This is a genomic window from Paenibacillus sp. NPDC055715, from assembly GCF_053617595.1.
In genome coordinates this window covers 403,904-430,138 of record NZ_JBSHGA010000001.1, presented here as the reverse complement: position 1 = coordinate 430,138, position 26,235 = coordinate 403,904, and the positions used below count along the sequence as shown (strand labels likewise).

Sequence of the window (26,235 nt, the reverse complement as noted above, 5' to 3'; positions counted from 1 at the left end):
TCCTATTTGTGGGCACAAAAAAGAAAAGAGTTAGATTATGCTGTTAATAGATGGTTCCTGTATTCATCAGGAGTCATCTTTTTTAATTTCCATGGATACCGATCAGTGTTGTAGTCATCCATGTATTCATTAATACGTGCCCGCACCTCCGTTCCTGATGCGTTCATATTGCCATATATGGTAAGAGATATCCAGTTATTTTCGCAAGTTTTCGGGAATTATGCATAGAAAATATAACATAAAAATGGCTTGCTTTTATTCTCTATGGGCGATATAATCTTAATTACGGTGATTATATGTGCTGGACATTATTTATGGCCTTGTTACATAGATAAACATCGGGTTGATTACGTATTATGCGGTCGTGGCGGAATTGGCAGACGCGCACGGTTCAGGTCCGTGTGGGCTAACCCCCCGTGGAGGTTCGAGTCCTCTCGACCGCATCATTAACATAAAAAAGGTTCGTAATTGCTGCATGAGCAATTACGAACCTTTTTTATGTTATCTATAGTAGTAGTGGTAATAAAAAGGGATGAGCGGCATTAGTCATTTACCTGACCCTATATTTCATTGTGATTCCCGGTGTTTCTTGACATGAAAACGGGTGGAGCACCGTTTGCTACAGAACCGCTGTAGTCCGTTTTTAGAATGATCGGAAAATATTTTACGGCAAGGATCTGAAATGCAAACTTTAAGTCTTGGTCTTCCGTACAGGGTCAGCTCTCTTCCGAGCGTATGCGAACAGACCGCCAGAATACGCTCGGCCAAGCTGCCTATGTTTTTGTCAGGCGGATTGTAAACATAACGAAAGCTGCCGTCTCCCTGTGCATTGAATCGTGGACGTAGAGGGGAACGCAAATCAAACTCCGTCAGAACTTCTCCCAGTTGTTCATCACTTCCACTAATAATCAAATCGCGCAGTCTATCGCGGTAAGCATGCACGGCTGTTAGCTCCTTCAGAGTTACTGTTTCATCGCATAACACTCCATGCTTTTGCAATAGGTCATTTAATTGTTCCGGACTGTCAAGCCGTTCCGGCTCGTCATAGTAGGGATCATAACTATTTAATAGATCGAAGGTGAAAGTGCTCTCACCAATCTTGGCCTTTAGCAGGCACCCAGACGATAGAGAACGAGGCTGTTGGAAGCTTCCCGCTGTCCTCGAAGAGTTAGGTCTTCACACAGCGACCGGAGCACATGCTGTTACAAGGCTGTCTCAGCCTGCATATCCTAAGAAGTACACATATAACGACGGGACTTTATTTGGGGATCAGATTGCAGTGTGCTGCTGGGAAGCGCCTTGGCGCTGGCGCGAAAGGGGAATTACGGACTGGTTCATCTGGATGTGCATCCAGATGATTGTCATTAAGGAAATAGAGATCCTGCCGAGCATTATAGAAGAGGCAAAAAAGGAGGGCATTACCTGCTTCAGTGCGGAACGCTCACGGATGTTCTTAAAGTCTTGCTGAAATCACCTCAAATAGTAGGCATGAATGTGGCTATACTAGACCCCGATTTAGATCCCAGCTTGAAGGTGGCAGCAACCTTGAATGAGATGCTGACTGCTGTATTACACCCGTAAAAGGTTGAGCCTCAAGCTGATTTGCTATATAGTTATGACTGGACAACCATTCCATCTATATTAAATGAATACCAAAGTAGGGGGACACTTGCAATGATTATTAAACCGAAAATCCGTGGCTTTATCTGTACTACTGCGCATCCGGGAGGATGTGCGGCTCATGTCAATCGTCAAATCGACTACATCAAAGAAAATCCTTCAATACAAGGAGCCAAGAAGGTACTTGTGATCGGGGCTTCCACCGGCTATGGGCTGGCTTCTCGCATTGCTGCCAGCTTTGGTATGGGAGCTGATACCATAGGTGTATCCTATGAACGCCCCGCTTCAGAAGGACGCACAGCTTCGGCTGGATGGTACAACACTGTAGCCTTTGAGAAATCGGCTAGAGCGGCTGGCTACATAGCAGAAAGCATTAGTGGAGACGCTTTTTCCCATGAAATCAAGCAGGAGACGTTGAAACTGGTCAAGGAAAAGCTGGGCAAGGTAGATCTGATTGTGTATAGTGTCGCCTCACCACGACGGACGCACCCTGATACGGGTGAAACTTTCAACTCTGTTCTCAAGCCCCTCGGGCAGCCTTTTTCTGATAAAACGGTGAATACCAATACAGGTGTCGTATCGGAGATTACGCTGGAGCCGGCTACGGAGGAGGAAATCGAAAATACGATAACGGTAATGGGGGGCGAAGACTGGTTCTTATGGCTAAAGGCGCTGGAAGAAGCTGATCTGCTGGCTGAAGGGATAACCACACTGGCTTACTCGTATATTGGTCCAGAGATCACGGAGGCCATTTACCGTAAAGGAACCATTGGCCAAGCCAAAAATGACCTGGAGGCCACAGCCCATACCTTAACGAAGCAACTGGAGCGTTACCATGGTAAAGCTTACGTTTCTGTAAATAAAGCTTTGGTTACACAGTCCAGCTCGGCTATTCCAGTTGTGCCTCTGTATATTTCTTTGCTGTTTAAGGTTATGAAAGAAAAGGGTTTACATGAGGGCTGTATCGAGCAAGCGCAGCGTTTGTTCGAGAAGCTATATAGTGGAGCGGCAGTGGAAACCGATGAGGAAGGGCGCATTCGTCTGGACAACTTGGAAATGAGAGCCGATGTGCAGCAGGCTGTCCAAGAGGCTTGGTCCGGGATCACTACAGAAAATGTGTCTGAACGGGGTGACCTTGAACAATATCGTCTGGATTTCCTTCAGTTGTTTGGATTCGGGTTCGATGAAATTGATTATGAATTGGATGTAAATCCAGATATTCAGTAGTATCGTAGCAGACCGTGAATTGTACGGAAAACATAAAAAAACGGGCACTTACAAGCGAAATAAATGGCTTGTGATGCCCGTTTTTTTATATGTTAGGCAAATGTATAGTGTTCTCATTTCAGCAGTCGAAACTATTGGGGATCTGACGTAGAAACCGATTTGTGATGAAGCAGACGAAAAACAGCGATGGTAATCATGACCCCGGCAACGCCGAAGACAGATACAGAGGTTAGAGCTCGATAGGCCTGCCAGCCGAACAAAAAGGTGATACCACTGCCAAAGGTTGTGCCTGCCAGTAAACCGAGTGCGCAAGCGATGTCTGTTCTGAATTTCATAAGCTTTTTTTCCCTTCGAAATCAGGATTTGAAAAGCAACTTGTACTTTTCATCTGGACTTAAACAAGAACTTGTGCGTACAACCAAATAGAAATCGTTTTCAAAGAGAATCTTTTATTATTATGGATCATTTTTGTGCAAAATATTCCTTTTCAAGAGGTAGATGAGATGAATATGAATGAGCAGATCAAGCAATGGAACGATGAGGCACAGGCAAACAACACCGACCACCCTTACGGAAAGGTCGAATTGTTTATTGAGGTGAGTGATGAGGCGCTGCGGGTAGCCAGGCAGGTGTTAAAGTGCTGATGATTGATCATTCCCGTCCAGCATCGGGGGGAGAGCACCACATTTCTCACCCAATTGAAATGGATTTTATTGCGGAGGGACGCAAGCAAGTTTTGCATGGGGCCAAAGTGGGTGTAGCTTCTGCTTTTGCTGGCGGACTTGTACAGGGACCTGGCTGCCAGCCAAGCTGTGGATGCTTTGGAGGTATATCGAACCTTGCGCACGTCAGAGCAGATGCGTGCATGCTGACTCAGGTCGGTAGCCCGTCTACGATTGCCGAGCTGGGCGTAACCGAGGGCAGCTTGCGCGTGCACTCCGCACGGCTCATATCCTGCTCCTGTAACATTTGTATGTACAAATGAACGATATGCTATAATCGTGAAATACAAAAGGGTACACGATATTGCAAGTGACGGAGGAAATTATGGCGCCCAAATATATACAAGTTAAACAGGAAATTTTGTCATGGATTCATTCATCCAAGCTGAAGCCTCAAAGCCAGCTTCCATCTGAACATGAAATGTCTGAGCAATTTGCAGTTAGTCGGCAAACCGTACGTCAGGCGTTAGGTGAGCTGGTACAGGAAGGTTGGCTGTTTCGCATGCAGGGCAAGGGCACCTTTGTCGCCACACGGGACAGCAAGCAGCCCAAGGACCCACGGACCATCGGGGTCATTACGACCTATATATCTGATTATATTTCTCCATCGATTGTGCAGGGAATTGAATCCAAATTAAGTCGTCAGGGCTATAAGCTGCTGCTGTCAAGCACAGGTAATGACCCCGAGCAGGAACGGCAGTGTTTGGAAATGCTGTTAAGTCAGCCATTGAGTGGAATCATTATTGAGCCGACCAAAAGTGGAGAGCGCAATCCCAATCTGAATTATTACCTGACCATGGAAAACCGTCAAATTCCTTATTTAATGATTAATGCTCGGTATGAGGAAATGGATGCGCCATGTCTGCGTGTGGATGATGCGAAGGGTGGATTCTTAGCTGCGGAGCATCTGATTAAGCTGGGACATCGGCGGTTAGCCGGTTTTTTCAAAACAGATGATATGCAGGGAATTCTCCGTATGAAAGGATTTGTAGCCGCCCACCGCAAATATGGGGTTACGCTGCATCCGAATGCAGTGACCACTTACCGGACAGAAGGAAAAAATGAGGTTCCGTTACAGCGTGCGTCTGCGCTGCTGAGTATGGAGCCGGGAGAGCGTCCTACCGGATGGGTAACCTATAATGATGAGCTGGCTGTGCGTTTGTTGGACATTGTGCGTTCGGCGGGTCTGAGCATTCCGGATGATTTGTCGCTGGTTGGGTTTGATGACTCTTTTTTGGCAACGGCAACGGAAATCAAGCTAACTACAATCCGGCACCCGAAAGAGGAGCTGGGGCTTCGCGCCGCTGATACGATACTGTCGATGATCGAAGAAAAGGGCTTCCGCGAAGAGGATCGCCAGTGGATTATTCCGCCTGAGCTGATTATCCGTGAATCTACGGGTCCTGTTGTCAGTGACGTATAAGAACCTATAAATATGAGCCAATTTTTATTTGGACACATGTAAAGACAAGTTGGAAGGCTTGTAGTTCTGATACCTAATAGCATTTCGGCTTGCTCACTCGACGTACAGGACAAGCCTGTTTTCTGGATTGCAGAAAACGGGCTGTTTTTGCTATGTTTTTTCTGAAAAAATAAACGGTTATGTAGTGAAAAAATGTATAAAAAAATACCGACTAACTTATACGTACAAGTTTATAATGAAAGCGAAACCAAGGATATGAGATCATTAGCACTTCCATTGCAGATTTCAGAAATGATAGTAAAAGGAGTGTCTTATTTGTAATATGCTGCTCGGTGAGGAAGAAAAAGAAGTCGAAGGCATGTGCGGTGTTGTAGAAAACGGAATTATCCCGGGCTATTACGGCTATGAGGCTGGTCAGTCGGCGGTAGGAGGTATTTTCGCATGGTTCGTTGAGCGTGCTGTTCCTGGTGAGGTGAAGAAGCAGGCTGCGGCAGAAGGCGTGAACGTCCATGAGTGGCTGGAGCGCAAAGAGGCAGCGTACAAGTGTATCGTACATTGCTGGAAGCCACAGCGTTCGGTACATGTAAAATCGTCGATGCGTTCCATCACAACGGCGTGCCAGTAGATGTATTGTACGCATGCGGTGGATTGCCGCAGAAAAGCCGTCTCTTGATGCAAATTTATGCCGATGTAACTGGACGGGAGATCAAAGTGGCAGCTTCTACTCAAACCCCTGCGCTGGGCGCTGCGATGTTCGCGGCAGTGGCTGCGGGAGCAGAGGCCGAAGGGTATGACGATATCGTCGAAGCAGCGCGCCATATGGCTCGTGTACGGGACGAGAGCTTCAAACCAATCCCGGAGAACACGGCCGTCTATGATAAGCTGTACGAGGAATACAGCCGTCTTCACGACTACTTTGGACGTGGAGGCAATCCGGTGATGAAGAAGCTAAAGGCGATTAAGAAAGAAGCCGGACGTTCTACAGAAGCGGCAAGCACTCATTCTTAAAAGGTAAGGTATCTAAAAAAGCACAGTACGCCGAGAAAACGGCAACTGTGCTCTCTTTGTTGTTATATTCCGTGATTTGCAACAAGCGAAAGCCTTGTGAAATGAAAGATGGTAATGCGTTCCTTTCATAGACTTTCAGGTAAATTGTAGTGGTTCAGTCTTAACGGACATTCTCACTATTTCAGCATGGCATCAGCAAACAAAATGGATTTCGGAATACGGAAAAACTGTTCCGCCTGATCCTGGAAGGTTTGAGATGGAATGGTACCCTGGTGCAACCATTTTCGGAATGTGCCGGGATGAACGCCAATCCAATGACTGACATCGGTCACTGAAATATCATGAACCATACATAGACCCGCCAAAATCCGGTTTTTGACCGGGGAACGAGTCACAGTCCGTTTCATAAAACGGGACGGTGATGGCTGACAGATGAGCGGTGAACGCCGGACAACCTCTTCATTAAACAGAATATGGTGCGGATAACCAAGTGTGTTACACGTTTTTTCCAGATTAGTGTTACCGGGAATACGGCCTTCATAAACCCACGCGCTGACGCTGCGAGAGGAAATGGAAAGCTCCTCGGCAAGCTGAGACAGTTTAATGTCATTAGCCATCAAAACGGCTAGCAGAACACGATTGCGCACTTGACAGCGTGTCGGCTTGCGAAAACGTTTGACGCGCACACCTTTTCCCAAATATTTGCGATTGATCAGAGACCACGCCTGAATGGAATGTTTATCTTGTTGTTTAGGCATATATCCTCCGATTTTTTTAACCACATACTACTATACCCGAAGGGGGCTTTGCAAGTGACTCCCCTCCTGATTTTCTTTTAATCCCATAGGCTTAACCGGTTTATGGAAAATAAGGTCCATTCGACCTATGAAAAGGGCTGTTTAAGGGGCCGATATATTTAATTATGGGAATGGAGGGGATATGTACCTTTTTGGGTATACTTCGCCCTTTGGGAAATATTTGATATACTATATATGTAATATGCTGTTGAAATCTATACATTACTGTGGAAGAACCGCGAAATGGAGAGACAGAACACATGGCTTATATGGTACCAGAGTATATACCGAAGAATGCGACAGCAGGAGAGCGACTTCTGTTTGAAACCTTAAAGAGGTATTTACCTAGTGATTATATTGTTTATTATGAACCGGAAATTCGGGGACGACGACCTGATTTTGTTATTATCGGCCCGGATCTTGGACTCGTTGTTCTTGAAGTAAAGGATTATACGAAAAGCACGTTGCATCAAATTAATCAGGACGAATGGATGCTACATACCTCAGCCGGTGAGACACGAACGGTGAAAAGTCCGCTGAAACAGGCGCGGGACAATGCCCGACTTATTTCGGATCAACTGAAGAAAGACAAAAACTTACTTCAAGGTTTATCTGGTTATCTAAAGTTTTCCTATGGATACGGTACGGTATTTACACGTTTGAAGCAAGAGGATTTCATTAAATTAGGACTATACAATGTAATAGATCCTTCTTTTGTGCTGTGCAGAGATGAGATTGATACAGACGACGAAGGATTTTCCAGTGAAACTTTGATAGAAAAGCTGTTTGGTATGTTCTCGATTCAAAGCAAACGTCGTTATACGCTTACTGATGAGGACATTCAGGCTATCCGGTTTCATTTATTTCCCGAAGTACGGATTAGCGCAGAGTTCAAGGAACCTGTACCTTATCAGGATCAGTTGTTGCTATCTCTTCATAATATCAAAACCATGGATCTGCACCAGGAGAATATGGCTAAACAATTGGGAGACAGACATCGTCTTATTCGTGGCGTGGCAGGTAGTGGAAAAACGCTGGTTCTTGTCAGTCGGGCCAAGATGCTGGCTCAAGCCCATCCTGATTGGAAAATTCTTGTTATTTGCTATGGTATCCCCCTATCTCGGACTCTCAAGCAGTGGATTGGTCAAAAAATGAGGGAGCCAAGAGATCTATTTGATTTTGCTAGTGCAGAATGTGAATGGGAGTCTTCTAATATTGAAGTATATAACTTTCATGAATGGCTTGGCAGTCATATGCGGATCAAGGACAGTGCGATACCTGAGTTGCTAGAGAAATTGGACGAATCTGAAGCTATTGTTCCGATCTACGATGCTATACTCATTGATGAAGGACAGGACTTTGAGCCAGATTGGCTGCGTTTGGTCAGTCATTGTCTCAATCCTGATACGAAGTCCCTGCTGTTAGTAGAGGATCGGGCACAATCTATTTTTAAAAGGAAGAATAGTCTTGCACAGGAAACGGGTCTGGATTTTCGGGGGAGATCGAAAATCCTTTCTATTAATTACCGAAATACGGCCCAAATTGTACAGTTTGCTTGGGATTTTTATCGTAGTCATTCACAACTACAAAACAAGGTGCAAAGCGGCTCACTTGAAGGAGTAGAAATTATTCCCCCACAGTCAACCAAGCGCGAGGGACCTGAACCTATCTTCCGCAGATGCCGAAATATTCGCGAGGAGATGGATTTTATTATTAAATCTATTACATTTCTGCGTCGAGAAAAGGCTATTCCGCTTAATGATATAGCTATTTTATATAGGGTGCAGAACAGTTACAAAATCTCTTATATTAATGAGATCAAAAGCAGCTTACAGAAGCATCAGGTGCCATATACCTGGATGACTGAAAGCCGTGAATCCAAACGTAATTTTATAAGAGAAGAAGAGACGGTAAAAATATCTACTCTCGACAGTGCTAAAGGTCTGGATTTTCGTGCTGTCTTTATTGTGGCGATTGAGAACATGCCATTTAAGAGGGAAGAGGTTGAAGAAAGAGAGGTCTCTCTGCTATATATTGGCATGACCCGTGCGCTCGAATGGTTGTTTCTTACATATAGCGGAGAGTCCAAATATACCTTATATCTGGATGAGATGCATAAGAGGAAAACGAAGAATATCGCACCCAAGCAATCAGGTTGAGGGATCTTCAATTTGTTCACAACTTTGTAACCTCGATGGGCGGGGGTGTTGCGAGATTGTTGTCAAATTGTCTTACTATGTTTACTTACTATACTCTGGTAATCTATTAATATATACAGGGGGACGGAAAGGCGTTCCGATTCAATCAGTTGAGATGCGTTTATGTTCTATATGTTTAGTGAATGTCTATATTGCCATGTCTATACCGTCATGCTGTATAACTTCATAGACAAGCTAGAGATAGCTCCCGCACAATATAAAATACAGCACAGGTGGTGTAGTAATGAAATTTTTGAATGTAAAATGGGCGGTTGTATGTTTGATGGCAATTTGTTGTTTGGGTCTGTTGGGCATACGTACGAATACGGCAAGTGCGCAAGCGAAGGCTCCTTTGCTGGGAGTCAATGATGTATTACTGGATTCGAATACGATTCAGCCAGTGATGGAAAATGACAAGTTGTATGTACCTGTCGTTACATTAGGTCAAAAGATGGGGATTGCCACTTCGGCCAGCGGAAGTACATTGGTGTTGACCGGACATAATCGCAGCTTTACGCTGGATCTGACCAAGGGTGATATTTTTGAGCGTGGAGGACGTACGATGGTGCCGATTCGCACATTGGTGGATGCTTTCGGTTTTACCATCACGATGCCTGCAAGCAATCTATACCGGATTCAGAACGCGAATGCGAGCTTGTCTGATACACAATTTTTGAACAAATTTACCGCAGAAATTAAACAGTATGCAGCTGTGAAGCCTGGCAAAGATAGCCATGCAGGAACTAAGGGGAACACTTCCCCATCAAGCCGTACGATTTATTTGAGCTTTGATGACGGTCCTACAGCCCATACTTCACAACTGTTGGATATTTTGGATAAATATAATGCTAAGGCGACTTTCTTTATGCTGGGACCGGAAATTCGTCAACATAGTGCAGTCATGAAGAGAATGGTAGAGGCGGGTCATGGTTTGGGCTTGCACGGGATGACGCACGAGGTGAAGAAAATCTATGCTTCTTCGGCAGCGGCGCTTACAGAAATGAACCAGGATAATGGGATTTTATTCCAGGCAACAGGACAGCGCACTTCTTTAATTCGTACGCCTTATGGCAGCAAACCGTATTTGAAGAAAGCATTCCGTGATCAGCTGACGGGTGCGGGCTATCATATTTGGGATTGGAATGTAGATTCCAACGATTGGCGTTATACCAAAAATCCAGAGCATTTTGAACAGACTGTTCTGAGTGATATTAGAAGATTGAAAAAACAAGGGAGAACTCCAGTCGTTCTTATGCATGATAAGCCATCTACGATCAAGGTGCTCCCACAAATCATGGCAGCTTTGCAGAAAGAAGGCTATTCGTTCGAGCCGTTGAATGGAAATCTCACTCCACTTAATTTTTGGAATGATCATCGTTAATTGAATAGCTGTCTTGTCAGAAAAACAGGCTACCCTACTTTATTTTTCGAAGAGGGGGGCTGTTTTTTTTATAAGCGGTAAGCAGAAATCAGGCGTGTTGGATAAACAAGCGTTACATTGCCCATAAGGAAGTAAAAGCACCTTTAAAGCTATTTATTAGTTTTTAAGGTGTTTTTTTGTCGTGTTTGCCCCGAAAAATCATGAGGTTTGCAGCTTGTTTTATATGAATCTATGAATTCATATCCCTGTTCAGGTCATATGACTTTACGGGTTGCCACGTCGCTGCATATATTGCAGTAACCGCCCCGAGAGGAGGAACAGGTATGAATATCAACCCAGCTATGTTTAGTATGTTTTGTGCTACCACAGGTGCCATTATTACATTTGCATTTGGCGGCTGGAATCAGTTGATGGTGCTGTTTACGGTTGCAATGGCTGTTGATTATGTGACTGGGGTTGCCGCCGCGATTAAGACAGGGGAAGGCTTGAGCAGCAAAGCCGGGTTTTGGGGATTGACGAGAAAAGCTTTGATGCTGATGGTGATTTCTTTGGCACATCATGTAGACCTCCTGATGGGCACTGAAATCATGAAAGGGGCGGTGACGTATTTTTATTTATCCAATGAATTAATCTCGATTACGGAAAACTGCTCACGCATGGGCTTGCCGCTCCCACCGAAGCTCAAGAATTTTTTTGCTCTGCTGAAGGACAAGGAGTCTGGTGGGAAAGATGGTGGAAAAGATCGCTAGAATTATAAAGCTTCTTTCCGTATGTGGGGCGTTATGATAAAATTTTGAAGAGAACATTTTAAAAGATAAGGAGCCTATACGTATGATTAAACATATTGTTTTGTTCAAATTGAAAGATCGCTCCCCTGAAAGCATTGAGCATACGGCGTCCATTTTACGCAGCATGAACGGCAAAATCAAAGAACTTCTGTCACTCGAAGTAGGTACGGACGTGATTCGTTCGGAACGATCTTATGATATTTCCCTTACGGCTGTTTTCGAAACACTGGGGGACTTGCAAACGTATCAGGTACACCCTGTGCATCAGGAGATCATTGTACACATGAATGAAGTAAAGGATGTATTAATCGCAGTTGATTATGAAATTTGAAGCGGTTACGGGAGGTGCAGGACCTTGTATTATGTCAACAGGGAGCAAATTGAGCTTCGTCTAGGGGCCGTTCCCGACATTGTTGCAGGGCTCCGCCGCATCACGGCCACTTGGAACAGAGATTTGTTGCAGGGGCTGGTGCAGGAGCGCTGTCTACATTTGGCGATTGAGACGGTAACGGACGTAGGAAGTTATATCATTGACGGATTTATTATGCGCGATGCCAGCAGCTATGAGGATATTATCGGTATCATTCATGAAGAGGGCGTACTGGATGATACCGTGTTTCATCCGCTGATGGAACTGGTAGCCTTGCGGAAACCCTTGGTTCAGGAGTATTTTCGTTGGGACCGGACGAGCCTTCATCCGCTTACACCTGAGCTGCCCGAGCTATTGGAGCGTTTTGCATCCAGTGTGCATGACTACTTAAATAAGGAATTGGGTCCGCAGCCCGAGGGAGTGTAAAGGCTAAAGTGACGGATAAGTATATCGTACCCGAAATGCCCACCAGGCGCATGATTATGACACTGTTGAAAACCAAGGGACCTGTGGGCGTCGGAAGCTTGGCAGCTCAATTAGGCATTACCGAAATGGGGGTGCGCAGGCATCTCAAATTGATGGAGCAGGATGGTCTTATCGTCGCTACAGTAGTGCGGCAGGCGATGGGACGTCCGACGTTTTTGTACAGTCTGAGCGAGCAGGGAAGTGAGCAGTTTCCCCGCAATTATGATCATTTGTTGCTGGAGCTGCTGGAGGAACTGGATGAAGAACAGGGAATGGAAGCTGTTTATTCTTTGTTTGACGGTAGAAAACGCAAAATGATGAAGCGTTACGCCCCTCAGATAGAGGGTGAGACCATGCTGGCTTCACGTGTAAAAAAACTGTCCGGCATTCAGAACGCTTCCGGTTATATGGCAGAGTGGCGGGAAGAAGAGGACGGGAGCTACTCTATTGTGGAATACAATTGTCCGATTTCTCAAATTGCAGGCCGTTACCGCAAGGCTTGTGAATGTGAGCAGCAAATGTTCGAGGAACTGCTTGATGCCGAAGTTGTCCGTGAGGATTGCTTGGCGGATGGAGGACGTTGCTGCCTGTACCGTATCCGGTCCCGAAAAATGTAGGAACTTTCATGGCTCGTTCGCTGTGTCATGACAAGCTCTCCGTGCTTATAATGCATTAACAGATGGGCATTCGCCCGGGCACAAGGGAGAGATGATGATGAAAGAAAACCACAAAAGCTTTATCCGTGGTGCGGTGGCAGGTAGCATTGCCGGTTCGCTCGCTGCGCTGCTGTTTGCCCCCAAGTCAGGTCGTGATCTGCGTCAGGACATAACAGATCAGGCACGTCTTGTCAGTGATAAGGGGCAGGAACTGACCGGGAAAATTACAGACATCTCTATTGAGTACACCGATAAAATTAAGGATACGGCCTCAGCGGTCATTCACGAAATCGGGCAATTTTGCAAAAAAGGCGAAGTTCTTCCTGAAGTCAGCATTTCTTCCGCTCCTGTTCAAGAAGATACGAAAAAGGATTCCCTGTAGGCAGCTTCTAAATGAATATAACTGAATATGGATCCGCTTTGAGGCTTTTCCTGTTGGGATGAAGCCTCTTTGTTGATCGTTCTTCCCTTTTCGAGTAATATTTTGGGGTACCTTTTACACGAATACGACATAAGGTATGTAGCAACGGCTCGCTTCCCGAGAGGGAGCGACTCATACTTGAACAAAAAAGGAAGCGGTGTGTACGTGCAGCAAGCGATTGCAATATTGGATTCCGGTGTAGGAGGTCTGACGGTTGTTAAAGAAGTCATGCGTCAGCTTCCGCGGGAAAAAATCATTTATTTTGGAGACACTGCCCGCACTCCGTATGGACCCCGGCCATCGGAAGAAGTTAAGAAATTTACAGAGCAAATGGTCGATTTTCTGATTCAATTTGATCCGAAAGTCATTATTATTGCCTGCAACACGGCAACAGCCGCGGCATTGGACTATATTAGCCAAAAGGTCTCCATTCCGGTGATTGGAGTCATCCATCCTGGGGCACGTGCTGCAATTAGCGCAACAGCCACCGGGTATGTCGGGGTGATTGGGACTGTCGGTACAATCCGAAGTGGAGCCTATACGGCTGCGCTGAAGCAGCTGTCCCCCTACGTAGACGTGGTGAGCCACGCTTGCCCTGCGCTTGTTCCTTTGGTGGAACAGGGACTGTTTCGTTCAGAGACGACATCAGAAGTCGTAGAGGAGTCGTTGAGGCCGATTCAAGCGTACCCGATTGATTGTTTGATTCTCGGTTGTACGCATTATCCTTTTTTGAAGGAAACGGTTCAGGAAGTGATGGGCCCCAACGTGAAGCTGATTAGCTCAGCAGACGAAACGGCTCGTGAGACGAGTACGATTTTGTATAACAAGGGCAAGTTGGAGATCGGGGATGAGACACCGGTGCATCAGCTTTTTTGTTCCGGTGATCCGGAATTGTTCCAGCGCATTGCCGCGCAGTGGCTTGGGGAGCAAATTCGTCAAACTCCTGTTGTTTGGCAGGTCACCAATCTGGATTGACGAGACAGCCGATTTTTTTGTCATTGGAAAAAAAAATCGGCTGTTTTGGTATTCGCTTCATCAAGACACGCCGCGTCTGCATAACATGCAGTAAGACAGATGGAAGGGGCGTAGAAGATGAGGGAATATATCGTACAAAAAGGAGATACTTTGCATCGGGTCGCCTCGGCTTTTAAATTATCGACAGATACATTGATGGTGGACAATCCATGGACTGCCGCGCAGCCCTATCTGATTTGTGGTCAAGTGCTGTACATTCGTCCGTCAACGGATCGTAAATACGTTATTCAGCCCGCTGAGCATGCCAGACAGATTGCCAAGCAGTTTGGTGTGGAGCTTGATGAACTGCGGAAGGCCAATCCCGAACTTGCGGAGCATGATTTTGTGGGAGGAAAAACAATTATTATCCCTGATAACCATGAGGATCAGATTGTACGCTTGCGTGGAGAGTATGGGTACGAGGACTTGAGAGAAGATCTTGCGGCACTGGCTCAAAGGTATCCGTTTATTGAAGTTGGCAGCATCGGCACCAGTGTCATGGGGAAGGATATCCCCTATGTACACATTGGACGGGGACCGCTGAAAATTCATGCCAACGCCTCCGTACATGCTAATGAGTGGCTGACGACACCATGTTTGCTGCGTTTTGTAGAGCGATATGCGCAAGGAGTCGACAGTATGAATGGAGATGAAGGGGGGGAGCATCACGATGAGCGAGAGGATCAAGGCGAGGCTCCTCCATGGATATATGGAGTTTCTGCACACACTTGGCTAAACCGTACTTCCTTATGGGTAGTGCCCATGGTTAATCCGGATGGGGTGGAACTGGTTCAACAAGGTATCCTTCCCTCTCATCCCCTGTATCATGACTTAAGAAAGTGGAATGAAGGTCGCGCTGATTATCGTGGATGGAAGGCGAATATTCGCGGTGTGGACCTTAACGATCAGTTTCCGGCCTATTGGGAGGAAGAGGTACGCAGACGCGGTAAAACAGGCCCATCCAGAAGAGATTATGCGGGTCCTGCACCTTTGTCTGAGCCAGAGGCTAAAGCGCTTGTCGATCTGACGGAGCGGGAACGGTTTGATATGGTGTTGTCCATACACAGTCAGGGACAGGAAATCTATTGGAATTACCGGGATTTGGAGCCAAAGGAGAGCCGGGACTGGGCATCACGGCTGGCGGCTGCAACAGGATACCGGGCGGTAAAGCTGGGGGGCAGCGATGCAGGATATAAGGACTGGTTTATACAGCGATTTGGAAAACCGGGTTTTACCGTTGAAGTCGGGCTAGGCGTAAATCCGCTGCCTATGCATGATTATGACGATATTGCGGCAGAGGTGGGCATGTTAATGGCAACGGTGTTGTCGTGGTAAAAGGGTCAGCCTGAAACGCCATGGTTTATCAGCACGTATTAGGAGGAGCACGTGTTTTTACAAGTGTTCCTCTTACATGTCCTTTCAATGGGTTAAATTGGGGTAACGTTGCTGCTGATGAACTGGTTTGTGACCCGCGCTGAACGTAAATATCCCGATGCGCTTGAGAAGCAGCACGTACGTGTCCGTTAGGAATATAAGCTATGAATTTCGTGATTGCGATTTTCCGCGATTTTCTTTACAATAGGAATATTGCCTTTCTAGTATAGAGGCTATTAGTATTTATAGTTGTTGAACTTACCTGTTAAATGGTGTGGTATGGATATTCATACTCCGATGGACCACACTTCATTTGATTAATATGAAGGAGATGAAGCTGATGAATTGCAAAATTACTCGCAATGCAGCTAAAGTATTGAAGCTTGAATTGGATAAAGAAGAAAACCAAGGGAAGAGCCTGCGCGTTGTTATTACTCATTCCCATGGAGACCATGCTCATTACGGGCTGGATTTGGACACGCCTAAAGAAACAGATACCGTCGTATCTACAGATAAAGGTATTGATGTTATTTTGGAAAACGACCAGCCGCTGTTGGATGGTGTGAAAATTGATTACTTATACTTCCCCGAAGAAGGATTTGTCATTACTAACCCTTCCCAAGGTAATCACGGCGACCACTAAGCCGGAGCACGGAGGGACGATAGATGGCCAACGATATTCGCGTATGTGATGAATGCAATCATATTCGCTTGAAAACAATCTTACCCAAGCTGCAAAAGATGGCACCGGATGCGGAGATCAAAATCGGTTGCAAATCGTATTGCGGTCCTTGTGGAAAGCGGGCGTTTGTATATGTGAACGGACGTTATATAAGTGCAGCTACAGAGGACGAAGTATTGGAGAAGGTTGCGCGTTTTATAAAATAATTCCAGTATGCAGCATTCACAGCTTTGTATAGTTCCCCTTCTTCTGATCCATGCTAATGGAGCAGACCACTGCCCAGAAGGAGGAGTGATTCATGGCCCAATATGATTCTAATCTGGACAATCACAGTGTCGAGGCCCAAACGCAAAACTCGGTGGACAAGCTTCACCATGCCGTTTCTCAGGCATTGTCACATCCGGCTGAGCAACTGATTGAGCAGGCGGAGCAGTCTCGTACTCATGCGGAGCATGCCATAGAGCAGGCGAAGGACAGCCTTGGCGACGATGCGGTAGAGGCTGCCGAGGAAATGCTTGGTGAAGAGACACAACGGCTGGAGCAGGCCAAAAAAGTATTGCGCCCATAAGCATTCGTAAATGTAAATGAGCGCGGTTTACTAGCTCAAGAATACAAAAAGCCCGATCATCAGCATATTGCTGCTTGATCGGGCTTTTCTTGTTGTATTCATCTTTCTGGGAATGCGGAAGGGGTGTCGTGTAAGCATCCTTCCTTTATAAAGACTATTTGGAGGTCGAAGGAGTCGTAGTCACTTCTTTGGTTTGCGATTCCCATTGGCGAATGAGATCATACGTGATCACCTGATCGGAAATGTTCAACCGATTGAGAGCTTCGGTATACCCCGGTCCGCAGGCGTTCACATCCGTAGGCTGGCCTGTGGTGAGGTTGTAACAGGTTCCTTTGGAGAACGTGCCATCCTCGGATGGGATGTAGTACATACGACCATCAGTGAAAGCACCACTGCGCAGCACAACCATACGAGGCTTCCCGCTGAACAGGTCATTTCCCATAAAGTGATACGGTTTCGTTGAAATGCCAAGCAGATGCATCACCGAAGGTGTCAGATCAAGCTGTCCTGCCGGTTCGGTGTAAGTTCCCGCGTGGCTTCCGTCGGGAAGATGCACAAGCAGAGGCACCTGGTTCATGATTTTCTGCATATCAAGATCTGTGAGTGGCTTACCCAAAAATTTCTCATACAGTGCCTTATCTTTAATAGAGTTGTCGTGATCCCCGTAGAACATGAGGATCGTATTATCCCATAATCCGTCTTTCTTCATCTGATCCACCAGCTGGCCCAGTGCTTCATCCACATAATGCACGGATTTCAGATAGTCTCCGAACATCGTCCCTTCAAACTCGCCAACATTCAAATCCACCGCGTCAGGTGAAAGATTGTACGGGTGGTGGCTCGAAATTCCGACCATATAGGCGTAGAACGGCTGTTTGACCTCAGTGGTGAGATCATTGAGCGTTTGCCGGAAAAAGGATTTGTCTCCCAGCGACCAACCAAGTGGCTCGTCTATTTTAAAATCTTTTTTACTGTAGAACTTGTCATAGTTCATCGCCTTATACATCGTGTAGCGATTCCAGAAGCTGCTGTCGTATACGTGAAATGCATTAGGGCTGTAGCCAGTATCTTTTAGAATAGAAGGCAACGTATCGAATTTATGGTCCGCATAACGGATGAATACTGAGCCTGTAGGCAGCGGATGCAGTGATGCATGTGTAGAGAAATCCGCGTCCGAAGTACGGCCCTGCGCAGTCTGGTGATAATAATTGTTAAAATACATGCTTTCCTTCATCAGCTTGTCAAAGTTAGGCGTAATGGCCTGACCGTTGATCTGTTTGCCGATGAAAAAGTTCATATATGCTTCAGCTTGAATGACCATCACATTTTTGCCTTTATACTTACCGGACAGGTCATTTTTCACCTGGAGCAGCTTTTGATGCTGATTAAACCATTCCTTATCCTTATCGGACTCCGCCTGAGCCAGCGTAGGCTGGAGTCCCAGATGGTCCTGGCTATAGCGGTAAATGTCGTACCCGTGAAATCCGATCAGTCCGGTTACATTGTACAGGGCCATCGACCACCAGTTACCGACGAAAATGCCGGTTGCCCACGTAGACGTATAATATTTAATCGGTCCAAAGGTGAAAATGTAGCCGATCAGGAAGGCTAGCGCGCCTTTGGAGAAGCGAAGCAGAAACCTTTTGGCGAATGAGCGGCGGGGCGTTTCCATGTAAGGATCACTCGTTGCATGCCGACGCCGCAAGGAAGCTACGAACATCACATACGGAATGAACAGAATCCAGTCTGCAAAAAAGCAAAGATCCCACCAGTACATCAGAGATACGATACTTCCACCCAGGGAACCAACTTGTCCGGCTTGAAGCAAGACAGGAATCGTAATGAAATCCTGAAAATACCGATAATAAACCATGTCAGAATAAATGAGTGCGGTAAGCAAAATATCGAGCACCACAAGAGCGATCAAACGCCCGCCCCGTGACAGCCATAAGGTCCAAAAACTCACAAGCAAGAGCGAACCGATAGCGATGACATAATCTAGCGGATTCATGTCAATATTTTGGGCATGGAGGTTATAGTGGATCAGAACAAGCTTGCCAATCATAAGTACAATAAACAGACCAAACCCGAAATATCGGGACAGCAGCATTCTGCTGAACATGTTTCCAGTGCGATTTGCACTGGCCGTGCGAATAACCAACAATTTATCCTCCTTCGGCAGAAATATTCGGCTAGTATAAACTAAATATTAACGTAATGTTAAAACCGAAATCGCCTTTAATTATTATAGCGCTCATCCCGCGCATTTCAATGATTAAGTAGAGAAATACAGCATTTCCCTTCCAGTACAGCAGGTACAACCTATTTTTATTCTACAGGCAGCACAAATCAGGCCAGAAGACGAACGAACGGTTCGCTTTCTGGCCTGAGCATCATCTATTTAAGACTACGACGGCGGGGTATCCTTGCGGCGCGGTGGTAGAGGGCCCAGATACTGATAGTATTGGCATTCGATTCGGCCGTTAAACAGCTTGCGGCGTTTATCGGCTTTACGGCCCCAATGGTGCTCGAATTGCTTGGTAGAGCTGATGGCAAAGAAGGACCATGTCTTCATTTCCGCTGCCGTGCGTGCGATTGACCGGATCAGCTTCTCCACCTCGGATTGTTCGCTCAATCTCTCACCATAAGGTGGATTGGTTATCATCACACCATACTGGCCTTCAAGTCTGACTTTCGTTACAGGCATTACCTTTAATGAGATATCTTTAGCGAAGCCTGCTGCCTTTACAGCAGCCTCAGCGACTTCGATGGCGCCCGGATCAATATCGCTGCCTGCAATCTCGAAAGGAATGTCATCGCGGGTCAAATCCATCGCTTCATCGCGAGCTTGATCCCATAGCTCGCGACCCATGACAGGCCAGTTTTCCGAGTTAAAGGTGCGTCTCAATCCCGGGGCAATATTCCATGCCTGCATTGCTGCTTCTACCAGCAGAGTACCGGAACCGCAGCAAGGGTCATAGAACGGTCGATCCGGGGTCCAGCGGCTAAGCTGAATCAGAGCGGATGCCATCGTCTCTTTGAGCGGAGCCTCCGTCACGAGCTTGCGGTAGCCGCGCTTGTGCAGCCCCGGACCTGTCGTATCAAGCGTTAGCAATGCACGGTCATTTAAGAGAATGACCTCTATAACGTAACGAGGGCCGTCCTCCTCGAACCAATCCGTGTGGTAGGTTTCCTTGAGCTTTTCCACAATCGCCTTCTTGACGATTCCCTGACTGGCTGGTACGCTACTAAGCTGTGATTTGTGCGAACGTCCCTCTACAGGAAATTCACCATCTATAGGAATCCAATCCTCCCATGGCAAAGCTTTGGTGCCCTCGAACAGCTCGTCGAAGGTGGTTGCAGCAAACTCACCCATTTTAATAAGAACGCGGTCTGATGTTCGTAACCACAGGTTACACCGGCATATATCCATATAATCACCGGAAAAAACGACGCGGCCATTCTCGACGGTCAGGTCCTCGTATCCGAGTTCTCTGAGCTCCCGAGCCACGACGGCTTCAAGTCCCATCGGCGCAGTTGCAATTAGTTGCAGTTGAGTCATTAAACGTATTCACTCCGTCCCATAATCATATAAGCTTGGTTCAATCCCTATAGTATAGGTTATTGTATACGAAGAGACAAATAATTAAAGTAAATAATTTACGAAGGACACCGCGTCCAACCTGCGTTATGATAAAGTAAGAAGGAGAGATGAAACGTGGAAATTACACCCAATATGACGCCTGAACAATATGTAGACCAACTGGTACAGGAGGATGAAGCGCTACGCGGCATCAGGGAGGCCATTGTTGCAGAGGGGATGCCTGACGTATCGGTAGCTCATCCTTATGGGAAGCTACTGACCTTTCTGATTGAGGTTTCTGGCGCACAGCAGGTATTGGAGATTGGCGCATTAGGCGGTTACAGCGGATTATGTCTGGCCCGTGGGCTGGGAGAAAAGGGACGCATTGTGTCATTGGAGCTGAAAGAAGCCTATGCGGCATTGGCACACAGACATATGGAGGAAAACGGCTACGGTGACCGTGTCGAATATCGTATCGGACCTGCAGCGGACAGCCTGAAGGAGCTTCAGGAAGAGGGGAGGACCTTCGATTTTTTCTTCATTGATGCCGATAAGGAAAATTACCCGGTGTATCTGGAATATGCGATTGCTCTGGCGAATCCAGGTGCCATTATTGCGGGAGATAACTGTTTCCTTCGCGGACGGACGCTCAATACGGACAAGAACGGTCCTGCCGTACAGGCCGTGAGACGCTTTAACGAAACGATAGCTACGGACCCGCGGCTAGTCAGTACGCTTTTGCCAGCCTATGACGGATTGGCATTGGCACGTGTAAAATAGGCTGTAATGCTACTTAAATATAGCTATACAAAAAGAACCTCCTTGTCCACAAAATGGTGGAGTGGAGGTTCTTGTCTGCTCTGGAAGGTTGATCTTACCCAAAGGTTATCTTACCTGAAATCAGGTGCAGGCTTACGATCATAGAGCTTCATACGTACCCAGAGTATATTGACGATCAGCAGGACACCTGACATGATGAACAGTCCTTCGATGCCGATAAACCCGGACAGCACCCCGCCAATAACAGCGCCCAGCATATTACCAAGCGCCAGCGAACTGGTATTGAAGCCGAACGAACGGCTTTCCATGCCTTCCGGTGTATACGTGCGAATCAGCGCGTTTACGCTCGGCAGCAGTCCGCCCATAAATATGCCCATGAAAAAACGGATCGTGACGAGCTGCCATACCTGATTGACAAAAGCCTGCGGAATGAGCATGAGCGCGGTTCCGAGCAGCGCGATGGTCAAAATGCGGTGCGCCCCAATCTTGTCACTCAATCTTCCGAGCAGCGGCGCAGCGACCATATTGGACACACCGGTAATGGCCGTAACAAACCCGGCAATGAGCGCAATTCCTTCTGCCGACCCATACAGCTTTTGCACATATAACGGCAGCAAAGATACCGTACTGATCATGGCAAACTGGAGCAGGAACGTTACGGTGAACAAAGCTGGAAGCTGGGGCGTATGGCTTAGCTCCTTTAATCCGGCAAGAACCGAAATTTGCGGTATGCGTGCAGCTTCGGCTTTGCTGAAATTTTCTTTAACCAGAAACATTGCGATGAGTGAGGCTATAAAAATTAGAGCGCCTGTAATATAAAAGATCGGTCTGAATCCGATCCAGTCAGCCAAAAATCCTCCGAGCAGAGGGCCAAGAATTGTACCCGCCATCTGGCCGGATTGCATCATCCCCATAGCGAAACCGGTCCGTTCCTTGGGTGTAGTACCCGACACTAGAGAAATCGAAGCAGGATTGAAGCCTGAAATCGTACCGTTCAGCAGACGAAGCGCCAACAGTTGCCACGGATGGGTGACCAAACCCATGCAGCCGACCACCAGAGCCATACCGAAGCCCGAGCGAAGCAGCATAACTTTACGTCCATATCGGTCAGCCAGCTTGCCCCACAAAGGCTGGAACATAAATGAGGTCAAAAAGTTAGCGGCAAAAATACCCCCGGCCCATAGACCAATATCGTGCTCTCCCTTCACATGAAGGTCTTGAGCCAGATACAGGGCGAGGAACGGAGTAATCATCGTAATACCCGCATTGACCAGAAACTGACCGAACCAAAGCACAATGAGATTGACTTTCCACGTCTCCCACGTTTTCAATGTGCTTTCACTTCCTTTCTGCCATTCTCATCCTGTTGTAATCATGCTTATCCATGTAAAATTTCCCGGAGCTTTAAAAAAGCCATTTCTCTAGTATAGCACACTTCATTGAAGCTTTATCCAAATGTCATGGGTTTGTCATGGTTTGTTCGAGAGCGGCGGTTGTTACAACTCTTGAAAAAGGGCATAATAAAATATATTATTTATGATTCGAACTGGAGGCTGAAGTCATGACCTACAATGATACTTTTATTCGCGCTTGCCGCAAGCAGGCTGTGGATCATATTCCCGTATGGTACATGCGGCAGGCTGGAAGGTATGATCCTGAATATCGCAAAATTAAAGAGAAATACACCTTGCTGGAAATTTGTCGTCAGCCCGAGCTGGCGGCAGAAGTGACCTTAATGCCCGTGCGCAAGCTCGGGGTAGACGCTGCTATTTTATATTCTGATATTATGAATCCGGTAGCCTCGCTGGGGGTTGATTTTGATATTGTCAAAAATATCGGTCCGGTTATTGATAATCCGATCCGGACAGCGGCGGACGTGGACAAGCTGCGCCCGATTGATGTAGAACGAGATTTGGGTCACATTTTGGAAACGATCCGTATTTTGGACCGTGAGCTAGAGGTACCGCTGATTACGTTTGCTGGAGCTCCTTTTACAATTGCGAGTTATTTAATAGAAGGAAGACCGTCCAAAGGATATATCCGCACCAAAGCCATGATGTACGGAGAGCCTGCATTATGGAATCGGTTGATGGGCAAGCTTGGAGACATGGTTATTACATACATGCGTGCTCATATCGCTAACGGCGGCAAGGCATTTCAGCTCTTTGACAGCTGGGTAGGGGCGCTTGCGCCTCATGATTTTCAAACGTTTGTGCTACCGACAATTACACGTATTTTCCATGAGCTGTCCGATCTGGACGTACCCAAAATTTATTTTCCAGGTGTAAGCTCTGGTGAGTTGCTTCCGCTGCTGAGCGGGGTAAAAGCCGATGTGATCGGACTGGACTGGCGGGTAAGTATACCTGAAGGACGCCGTCGTTTAGGTAATCGTTTTGGTGTGCAGGGAAATCTGGATCCTTACGTGCTTACAGCGCCGATGGATGTAATCAAACAGTATGCGAAAACGATTGTGGATGAAGGAATTGTGGAGCCGGGATATATTTTTAATCTGGGTCACGGTTTATTTCCAGAAGCTTCGTTAGATAAGCTGAGAGAACTTACGGAGTATGTACATGAGTATTCCCGTTCCGTTTTGACAAAGAAGTAATCAATCCGAAATGTAAAGAGGTGATGTGCTGATGAAAACCAAAGTGGGTGTACTGGTTATGTCCTACGGGACACCGGAAAGTTTGGATCAGGTGGAGGCCTACTATACACATATTCGTCGTGGTAACCCTCCTTCCCCGGAGCAATTGAAAGAATTAAAGGACCGTTATGAAGCCATTGTGGGCGGTGTATTTCCGCTGCGTCAAAATACGGATCGTCAGGTTCAAAATCTGCAAGAAACATTGAATCAGGAAAATCGTAACCCGGGTATTGAATTTGTCTGCTATCAGGGACTCAAACATGCCAAACCGTTCATTGAGGATGGCGTGGAGGCCATGGTTCAAGACGGTATCCACACCGCAGTGGGTGTTATACTGGCCCCGCATTATTCCGTGATGAGTGTAGGCACTTATATTAAGCGCGCGCAGGCCAAGGCACAGGAACTGGATCTGGCTATATCGTTTGTGGAAAGCTATCATCTTCATCCAAAGCTGATTAAGACGTTAACCGAGCGTGTGAATGCAAAGCTGGCGCTTTTCGAAGAAGCAGGGGCGAATCGGAACGAGGTACGTGTATTGTTCAGTGCGCATAGTTTGCCTGAGCGGATTTTGGTGATGGGTGATCCTTATGTAGAGCAATTGATGGCTACATCGCAAGCTATTGCGGACAAGGCAGGAATCACCAACTGGCAGTTTACGTGGCAAAGCGCAGGCCGCACAGCAGAGCCTTGGCTCGGTCCTGACATCCTGGATACCATGCATAGTCTCAAGGAAGAGCAGGTTGAATATGTACTGGCTGCGCCAGTCGGCTTCGTTTCCGATCATCTAGAGGTACTGTACGATCTGGATATTGAGGCACAAGCATTAGCGAAGGAATTGGATATGCGTTTCCAGCGGATTGATTCGCTTAACAGTGATCCATTGTACATGGAAACGCTTAGCGATGTCGTCATAGACCGATGGAAAAAGGGATGAGGACATAATGGAGCAAAAACTACGAAACATTGTGATTGTAGGTGGAGGATTGACCGGACTGAGCACAGCTTTTTATACACATAAAATGTACAAAGAAGCGGGCTACGCACCACGAATTACGCTGGTGGAAAAGGCCCCAGTGCTGGGCGGGAAAATCGAAACGTTGCATAAAGACGGGTTTGTGATTGAAAAAGGGCCGGATTCCTTTCTGGCCCGTAAAACGGCTATGATCGACCTGGCGAAAGAGCTGGGGCTGGATCACGAGCTGGTAAGCACGAATCCTGAGGCGAAAAAAACATACATTTTGCATGAAGGGCAGCTTCATCCGATGCCCCCCGGTCTGGTACTGGGAATTCCGACGGAGCTGAAACCATTTCTGCGAAGCGGACTGATCTCGTTGGGCGGCAAGCTGCGGGCCATGATGGATTTTGTCATTCCGCCCCGCCGCGTATCGGGTGATGAAGCCTTGGGAGATTTTATTGAGCGCCGACTGGGCAAAGAAGTGCTGGAAAATATAACTGAGCCACTGCTGGCTGGCATATATGCTGCCAATATGAAGGCGCTGAGTTTGCAGGCGACCTTTCCACAATTTGCTGAAGTAGAGCAGCAATATGGAAGCCTCATTCACGGGATGATGACCGGAAGAAAACCGGCAGAGACGCATACAGGCACGAAAAAAAGCGCCTTCTTGACCTTTCGTCAAGGGCTGCAAAGTTTGGTGCATGCGTTACTAAATGACTTGCGTGACTGTGATTTGCGCACAGGCGTTGCTGTTACAGAATTCACAAAGACAGCAGACGGTGAAGGAAGCGTCTACCATGTTGTACTGGATAATGGGGAGACGCTGAAGGCGGACGATCTATTTGTCACGACTCCGAATTTTGCCGCTGCGCCGCTGTTGCGGGGATATGTGAATGTGGCAGCACTGGAAGCCGTTCATTATGTGTCCGTGGCCAATGTGGTCATGGCTTTTAATAAAAAAGATATCAAGAATGTCTTTGATGGTTCCGGTTTTCTGGTTCCGCGTAAAGAGGGTCGCAGTGTAACGGCATGTACGTGGACGTCCGCCAAGTGGCTGCATACCAGCCCGGACGATAAGGTACTGCTGCGCTGTTATGTGGGGCGTGCCGGAGCCGAAGAAACGGTAGAGCTACCCGATGATGAACTGACTGCGCTGGTACGTAAGGATTTGCAGGACATGATGGGCGTTACGGCGACTCCGCTATTTACGGAAATTACCCGTCTTCGCCACTCCATGCCGCAATATCCGGTAGGACACCCGCAGGCTATCGCCGATTTGCGAGAAGAACTGCGTACAACGATGCCGGGAGTGTATGTTTTGGGTGTTGGCTATGATGCCATCGGCTTGCCGGATTGTATCCGTCAAGCTAAGGAATGGGCCTCTGTCGCCGTCCAAGCTGCGGAACGGGAAGCGGTTAAGGTACAGGCATAATTAAATGGTTGGAGCAAGTTGAGTAACGAACCCTTCGCGATCCCAAGCGAGGGGTTCTATTTATACTGAAATTTAATATATAATGGAGAAGATGTTAAAACCGTTGGATCATTTAAGAAAGTAA

Annotated in this window: 28 protein-coding genes, 1 tRNA gene and 1 pseudogene; 23 read left to right on the top strand and 7 right to left on the bottom strand. The window is 46.9% G+C overall.

Annotated elements, in window-relative coordinates; genetic code table 11:
* Positions 1-35: 35 nt before the first annotated feature.
* Positions 36-179, bottom strand: coding sequence for an IS3 family transposase (locus tag ACWGOO_RS01980; protein ID WP_452481592.1), 144 nt, complete (start codon positions 177-179; stop codon positions 36-38).
* Between the two features lie 179 nt (positions 180-358).
* Between ACWGOO_RS01980 and ACWGOO_RS01975 the strand changes: the two genes are divergently transcribed.
* Positions 359-443, top strand: a tRNA-Leu gene (locus ACWGOO_RS01975).
* 124 nt (positions 444-567) lie between these two features.
* Here ACWGOO_RS01975 and ACWGOO_RS01970 read toward each other — a convergent pair.
* Complete coding sequence (locus tag ACWGOO_RS01970) at positions 568-1,098, bottom strand: CGNR zinc finger domain-containing protein (protein WP_452481591.1); 531 nt, start codon at positions 1,096-1,098, stop codon at positions 568-570.
* A 1-nt stretch (position 1,099) separates the two neighbouring features.
* Between ACWGOO_RS01970 and ACWGOO_RS01965 the strand changes: the two genes are divergently transcribed.
* Both ACWGOO_RS01965 and fabV read left to right on the top strand, forming a co-directional pair.
* Positions 1,100-1,468, top strand: a complete 369-nt coding sequence (locus tag ACWGOO_RS01965) for a hypothetical protein (RefSeq protein WP_452481043.1) — start codon at positions 1,100-1,102, stop codon at positions 1,466-1,468.
* A gap of 206 nt (positions 1,469-1,674) precedes the next feature.
* Positions 1,675-2,847, top strand: a complete 1,173-nt coding sequence (fabV, locus tag ACWGOO_RS01960; RefSeq protein WP_452481041.1) for an enoyl-ACP reductase FabV — start codon at positions 1,675-1,677, stop codon at positions 2,845-2,847.
* 131 nt (positions 2,848-2,978) lie between these two features.
* On the opposite strand, the gene ACWGOO_RS01955 is transcribed toward fabV, so the two are convergent.
* The gene (locus ACWGOO_RS01955) at positions 2,979-3,182 is read right to left on the bottom strand and encodes a hypothetical protein (RefSeq protein ID WP_452481039.1); all 204 of its coding nucleotides are present in this window, start codon (positions 3,180-3,182) and stop codon (positions 2,979-2,981) included.
* Between the two features lie 168 nt (positions 3,183-3,350).
* On the opposite strand from ACWGOO_RS01955, the gene ACWGOO_RS01950 reads away from it, so the two are divergent.
* From ACWGOO_RS01950 to ACWGOO_RS01935, 4 genes and pseudogenes are all read left to right on the top strand, one after another.
* Positions 3,351-3,491 carry a hypothetical protein gene (locus ACWGOO_RS01950; RefSeq protein ID WP_452481037.1) on the top strand — a complete coding sequence of 47 codons (141 nt, stop codon included), beginning with the start codon at positions 3,351-3,353 and terminating at the stop codon, positions 3,489-3,491.
* Positions 3,491-3,832 carry a hypothetical protein gene (locus ACWGOO_RS01945; protein WP_452481036.1) on the top strand — a complete coding sequence of 114 codons (342 nt, stop codon included), beginning with the start codon at positions 3,491-3,493 and terminating at the stop codon, positions 3,830-3,832. Before ACWGOO_RS01950 ends, ACWGOO_RS01945 begins: the two co-directional genes overlap by 1 nt.
* A gap of 62 nt (positions 3,833-3,894) precedes the next feature.
* Entirely contained in the window at positions 3,895-4,992 is a 1,098-nt protein-coding gene (locus tag ACWGOO_RS01940) for a substrate-binding domain-containing protein (protein WP_452481034.1), read from the top strand.
* A 313-nt stretch (positions 4,993-5,305) separates the two neighbouring features.
* Positions 5,306-6,000: pseudogene (locus tag ACWGOO_RS01935) on the top strand (FGGY-family carbohydrate kinase); the annotation flags it as partial.
* A 176-nt stretch (positions 6,001-6,176) separates the two neighbouring features.
* Here ACWGOO_RS01935 and ACWGOO_RS01930 read toward each other — a convergent pair.
* Complete coding sequence (locus ACWGOO_RS01930; protein ID WP_452481032.1) at positions 6,177-6,758, bottom strand: helix-turn-helix domain-containing protein; 582 nt, start codon at positions 6,756-6,758, stop codon at positions 6,177-6,179.
* A gap of 299 nt (positions 6,759-7,057) precedes the next feature.
* Between ACWGOO_RS01930 and ACWGOO_RS01925 the strand changes: the two genes are divergently transcribed.
* The 12 genes from ACWGOO_RS01925 to ACWGOO_RS01870 all read left to right on the top strand — a co-directional run bounded on the left by ACWGOO_RS01925 (position 7,058) and on the right by ACWGOO_RS01870 (position 16,714).
* Positions 7,058-8,956, top strand: a complete 1,899-nt coding sequence (locus ACWGOO_RS01925; protein ID WP_452481030.1) for a 3'-5' exonuclease — start codon at positions 7,058-7,060, stop codon at positions 8,954-8,956.
* Positions 8,957-9,239: 283 nt separating this feature from the next.
* Entirely contained in the window at positions 9,240-10,376 is a 1,137-nt protein-coding gene (locus ACWGOO_RS01920; RefSeq protein WP_452481028.1) for a polysaccharide deacetylase family protein, read from the top strand.
* A 323-nt stretch (positions 10,377-10,699) separates the two neighbouring features.
* Complete coding sequence (locus ACWGOO_RS01915; protein WP_452481026.1) at positions 10,700-11,125, top strand: phage holin family protein; 426 nt, start codon at positions 10,700-10,702, stop codon at positions 11,123-11,125.
* A gap of 82 nt (positions 11,126-11,207) precedes the next feature.
* Positions 11,208-11,495 (top strand): Dabb family protein, encoded by a 288-nt coding sequence (locus tag ACWGOO_RS01910; RefSeq protein ID WP_452481024.1) that lies wholly within the window; start codon positions 11,208-11,210, stop codon positions 11,493-11,495.
* Between the two features lie 24 nt (positions 11,496-11,519).
* Entirely contained in the window at positions 11,520-11,960 is a 441-nt protein-coding gene (locus ACWGOO_RS01905; RefSeq protein WP_452481022.1) for a DUF86 domain-containing protein, read from the top strand.
* A gap of 8 nt (positions 11,961-11,968) precedes the next feature.
* Positions 11,969-12,616 carry a helix-turn-helix transcriptional regulator gene (locus ACWGOO_RS01900; RefSeq protein ID WP_452481020.1) on the top strand — a complete coding sequence of 216 codons (648 nt, stop codon included), beginning with the start codon at positions 11,969-11,971 and terminating at the stop codon, positions 12,614-12,616.
* A 97-nt stretch (positions 12,617-12,713) separates the two neighbouring features.
* The gene (locus ACWGOO_RS01895; protein WP_452481018.1) at positions 12,714-13,037 is read left to right on the top strand and encodes a YtxH domain-containing protein; all 324 of its coding nucleotides are present in this window, start codon (positions 12,714-12,716) and stop codon (positions 13,035-13,037) included.
* A 204-nt stretch (positions 13,038-13,241) separates the two neighbouring features.
* Positions 13,242-14,051: a glutamate racemase gene (racE, locus tag ACWGOO_RS01890; RefSeq protein WP_452481590.1), complete on the top strand. Its 810-nt coding sequence runs from the start codon at positions 13,242-13,244 to the stop codon at positions 14,049-14,051.
* Positions 14,052-14,168: 117 nt separating this feature from the next.
* A complete protein-coding gene (locus ACWGOO_RS01885; RefSeq protein WP_452481016.1) occupies positions 14,169-15,425 on the top strand; it encodes a M14 family zinc carboxypeptidase in 1,257 nt (418 codons plus the stop codon).
* Positions 15,426-15,804: 379 nt separating this feature from the next.
* Positions 15,805-16,107, top strand: coding sequence for an iron-sulfur cluster assembly accessory protein (locus ACWGOO_RS01880; RefSeq protein WP_452481014.1), 303 nt, complete (start codon positions 15,805-15,807; stop codon positions 16,105-16,107).
* A 23-nt stretch (positions 16,108-16,130) separates the two neighbouring features.
* Positions 16,131-16,352 carry a DUF1450 domain-containing protein gene (locus tag ACWGOO_RS01875; protein WP_452481012.1) on the top strand — a complete coding sequence of 74 codons (222 nt, stop codon included), beginning with the start codon at positions 16,131-16,133 and terminating at the stop codon, positions 16,350-16,352.
* A gap of 92 nt (positions 16,353-16,444) precedes the next feature.
* The gene (locus ACWGOO_RS01870; RefSeq protein ID WP_452481010.1) at positions 16,445-16,714 is read left to right on the top strand and encodes a hypothetical protein; all 270 of its coding nucleotides are present in this window, start codon (positions 16,445-16,447) and stop codon (positions 16,712-16,714) included.
* A 154-nt stretch (positions 16,715-16,868) separates the two neighbouring features.
* Here ACWGOO_RS01870 and ACWGOO_RS01865 read toward each other — a convergent pair whose 3' ends face one another.
* Positions 16,869-18,878, bottom strand: coding sequence for an LTA synthase family protein (locus ACWGOO_RS01865; protein ID WP_452481008.1), 2,010 nt, complete (start codon positions 18,876-18,878; stop codon positions 16,869-16,871).
* Between the two features lie 243 nt (positions 18,879-19,121).
* Complete coding sequence (locus tag ACWGOO_RS01860; RefSeq protein ID WP_452481006.1) at positions 19,122-20,276, bottom strand: THUMP domain-containing class I SAM-dependent RNA methyltransferase; 1,155 nt, start codon at positions 20,274-20,276, stop codon at positions 19,122-19,124.
* 156 nt (positions 20,277-20,432) lie between these two features.
* Here ACWGOO_RS01860 and ACWGOO_RS01855 point away from each other — a divergent pair, with 156 nt between their 5' ends.
* Positions 20,433-21,077, top strand: a complete 645-nt coding sequence (locus ACWGOO_RS01855; RefSeq protein ID WP_452481004.1) for an O-methyltransferase — start codon at positions 20,433-20,435, stop codon at positions 21,075-21,077.
* 110 nt (positions 21,078-21,187) lie between these two features.
* On the opposite strand, the gene ACWGOO_RS01850 is transcribed toward ACWGOO_RS01855, so the two are convergent.
* Positions 21,188-22,408 carry an MFS transporter gene (locus tag ACWGOO_RS01850; protein ID WP_452481002.1) on the bottom strand — a complete coding sequence of 407 codons (1,221 nt, stop codon included), beginning with the start codon at positions 22,406-22,408 and terminating at the stop codon, positions 21,188-21,190.
* A gap of 230 nt (positions 22,409-22,638) precedes the next feature.
* Between ACWGOO_RS01850 and hemE the strand changes: the two genes are divergently transcribed.
* From hemE to hemG, 3 genes are read left to right on the top strand one after another with little or no spacing between them, the layout of a single operon-like run.
* Positions 22,639-23,685 carry a uroporphyrinogen decarboxylase gene (hemE, locus tag ACWGOO_RS01845; RefSeq protein ID WP_452481000.1) on the top strand — a complete coding sequence of 349 codons (1,047 nt, stop codon included), beginning with the start codon at positions 22,639-22,641 and terminating at the stop codon, positions 23,683-23,685.
* A 31-nt stretch (positions 23,686-23,716) separates the two neighbouring features.
* Positions 23,717-24,658 (top strand): ferrochelatase, encoded by a 942-nt coding sequence (gene hemH / locus ACWGOO_RS01840; RefSeq protein WP_452480998.1) that lies wholly within the window; start codon positions 23,717-23,719, stop codon positions 24,656-24,658.
* A gap of 7 nt (positions 24,659-24,665) precedes the next feature.
* Positions 24,666-26,111, top strand: a complete 1,446-nt coding sequence (gene hemG, locus ACWGOO_RS01835; RefSeq protein WP_452480996.1) for a protoporphyrinogen oxidase — start codon at positions 24,666-24,668, stop codon at positions 26,109-26,111.
* Positions 26,112-26,235 lie beyond the last annotated feature (124 nt).

Coding starts and splice junctions, on each gene's coding strand:
- ACWGOO_RS01940 (WP_452481034.1), top strand. CDS start 3,895: ATGGCGCCCAAATATATACAAGTTAAACAGGAAATTTTGTCATGGATT.
- hemE (WP_452481000.1), top strand. CDS start 22,639: ATGACCTACAATGATACTTTTATTCGCGCTTGCCGCAAGCAGGCTGTG.
- ACWGOO_RS01870 (WP_452481010.1), top strand. CDS start 16,445: ATGGCCCAATATGATTCTAATCTGGACAATCACAGTGTCGAGGCCCAA.
- hemG (WP_452480996.1), top strand. CDS start 24,666: ATGGAGCAAAAACTACGAAACATTGTGATTGTAGGTGGAGGATTGACC.
- ACWGOO_RS01880 (WP_452481014.1), top strand. CDS start 15,805: ATGAATTGCAAAATTACTCGCAATGCAGCTAAAGTATTGAAGCTTGAA.
- ACWGOO_RS01915 (WP_452481026.1), top strand. CDS start 10,700: ATGAATATCAACCCAGCTATGTTTAGTATGTTTTGTGCTACCACAGGT.
- ACWGOO_RS01945 (WP_452481036.1), top strand. CDS start 3,491: ATGATTGATCATTCCCGTCCAGCATCGGGGGGAGAGCACCACATTTCT.
- ACWGOO_RS01910 (WP_452481024.1), top strand. CDS start 11,208: ATGATTAAACATATTGTTTTGTTCAAATTGAAAGATCGCTCCCCTGAA.
- ACWGOO_RS01875 (WP_452481012.1), top strand. CDS start 16,131: ATGGCCAACGATATTCGCGTATGTGATGAATGCAATCATATTCGCTTG.
- ACWGOO_RS01895 (WP_452481018.1), top strand. CDS start 12,714: ATGAAAGAAAACCACAAAAGCTTTATCCGTGGTGCGGTGGCAGGTAGC.
- ACWGOO_RS01925 (WP_452481030.1), top strand. CDS start 7,058: ATGGCTTATATGGTACCAGAGTATATACCGAAGAATGCGACAGCAGGA.
- ACWGOO_RS01930 (WP_452481032.1), bottom strand. CDS start 6,758: ATGCCTAAACAACAAGATAAACATTCCATTCAGGCGTGGTCTCTGATC.
- fabV (WP_452481041.1), top strand. CDS start 1,675: ATGATTATTAAACCGAAAATCCGTGGCTTTATCTGTACTACTGCGCAT.
- ACWGOO_RS01885 (WP_452481016.1), top strand. CDS start 14,169: ATGAGGGAATATATCGTACAAAAAGGAGATACTTTGCATCGGGTCGCC.
- ACWGOO_RS01950 (WP_452481037.1), top strand. CDS start 3,351: ATGAATATGAATGAGCAGATCAAGCAATGGAACGATGAGGCACAGGCA.
- hemH (WP_452480998.1), top strand. CDS start 23,717: ATGAAAACCAAAGTGGGTGTACTGGTTATGTCCTACGGGACACCGGAA.
- ACWGOO_RS01955 (WP_452481039.1), bottom strand. CDS start 3,182: ATGAAATTCAGAACAGACATCGCTTGCGCACTCGGTTTACTGGCAGGC.
- ACWGOO_RS01860 (WP_452481006.1), bottom strand. CDS start 20,276: ATGACTCAACTGCAACTAATTGCAACTGCGCCGATGGGACTTGAAGCC.
- ACWGOO_RS01920 (WP_452481028.1), top strand. CDS start 9,240: ATGAAATTTTTGAATGTAAAATGGGCGGTTGTATGTTTGATGGCAATT.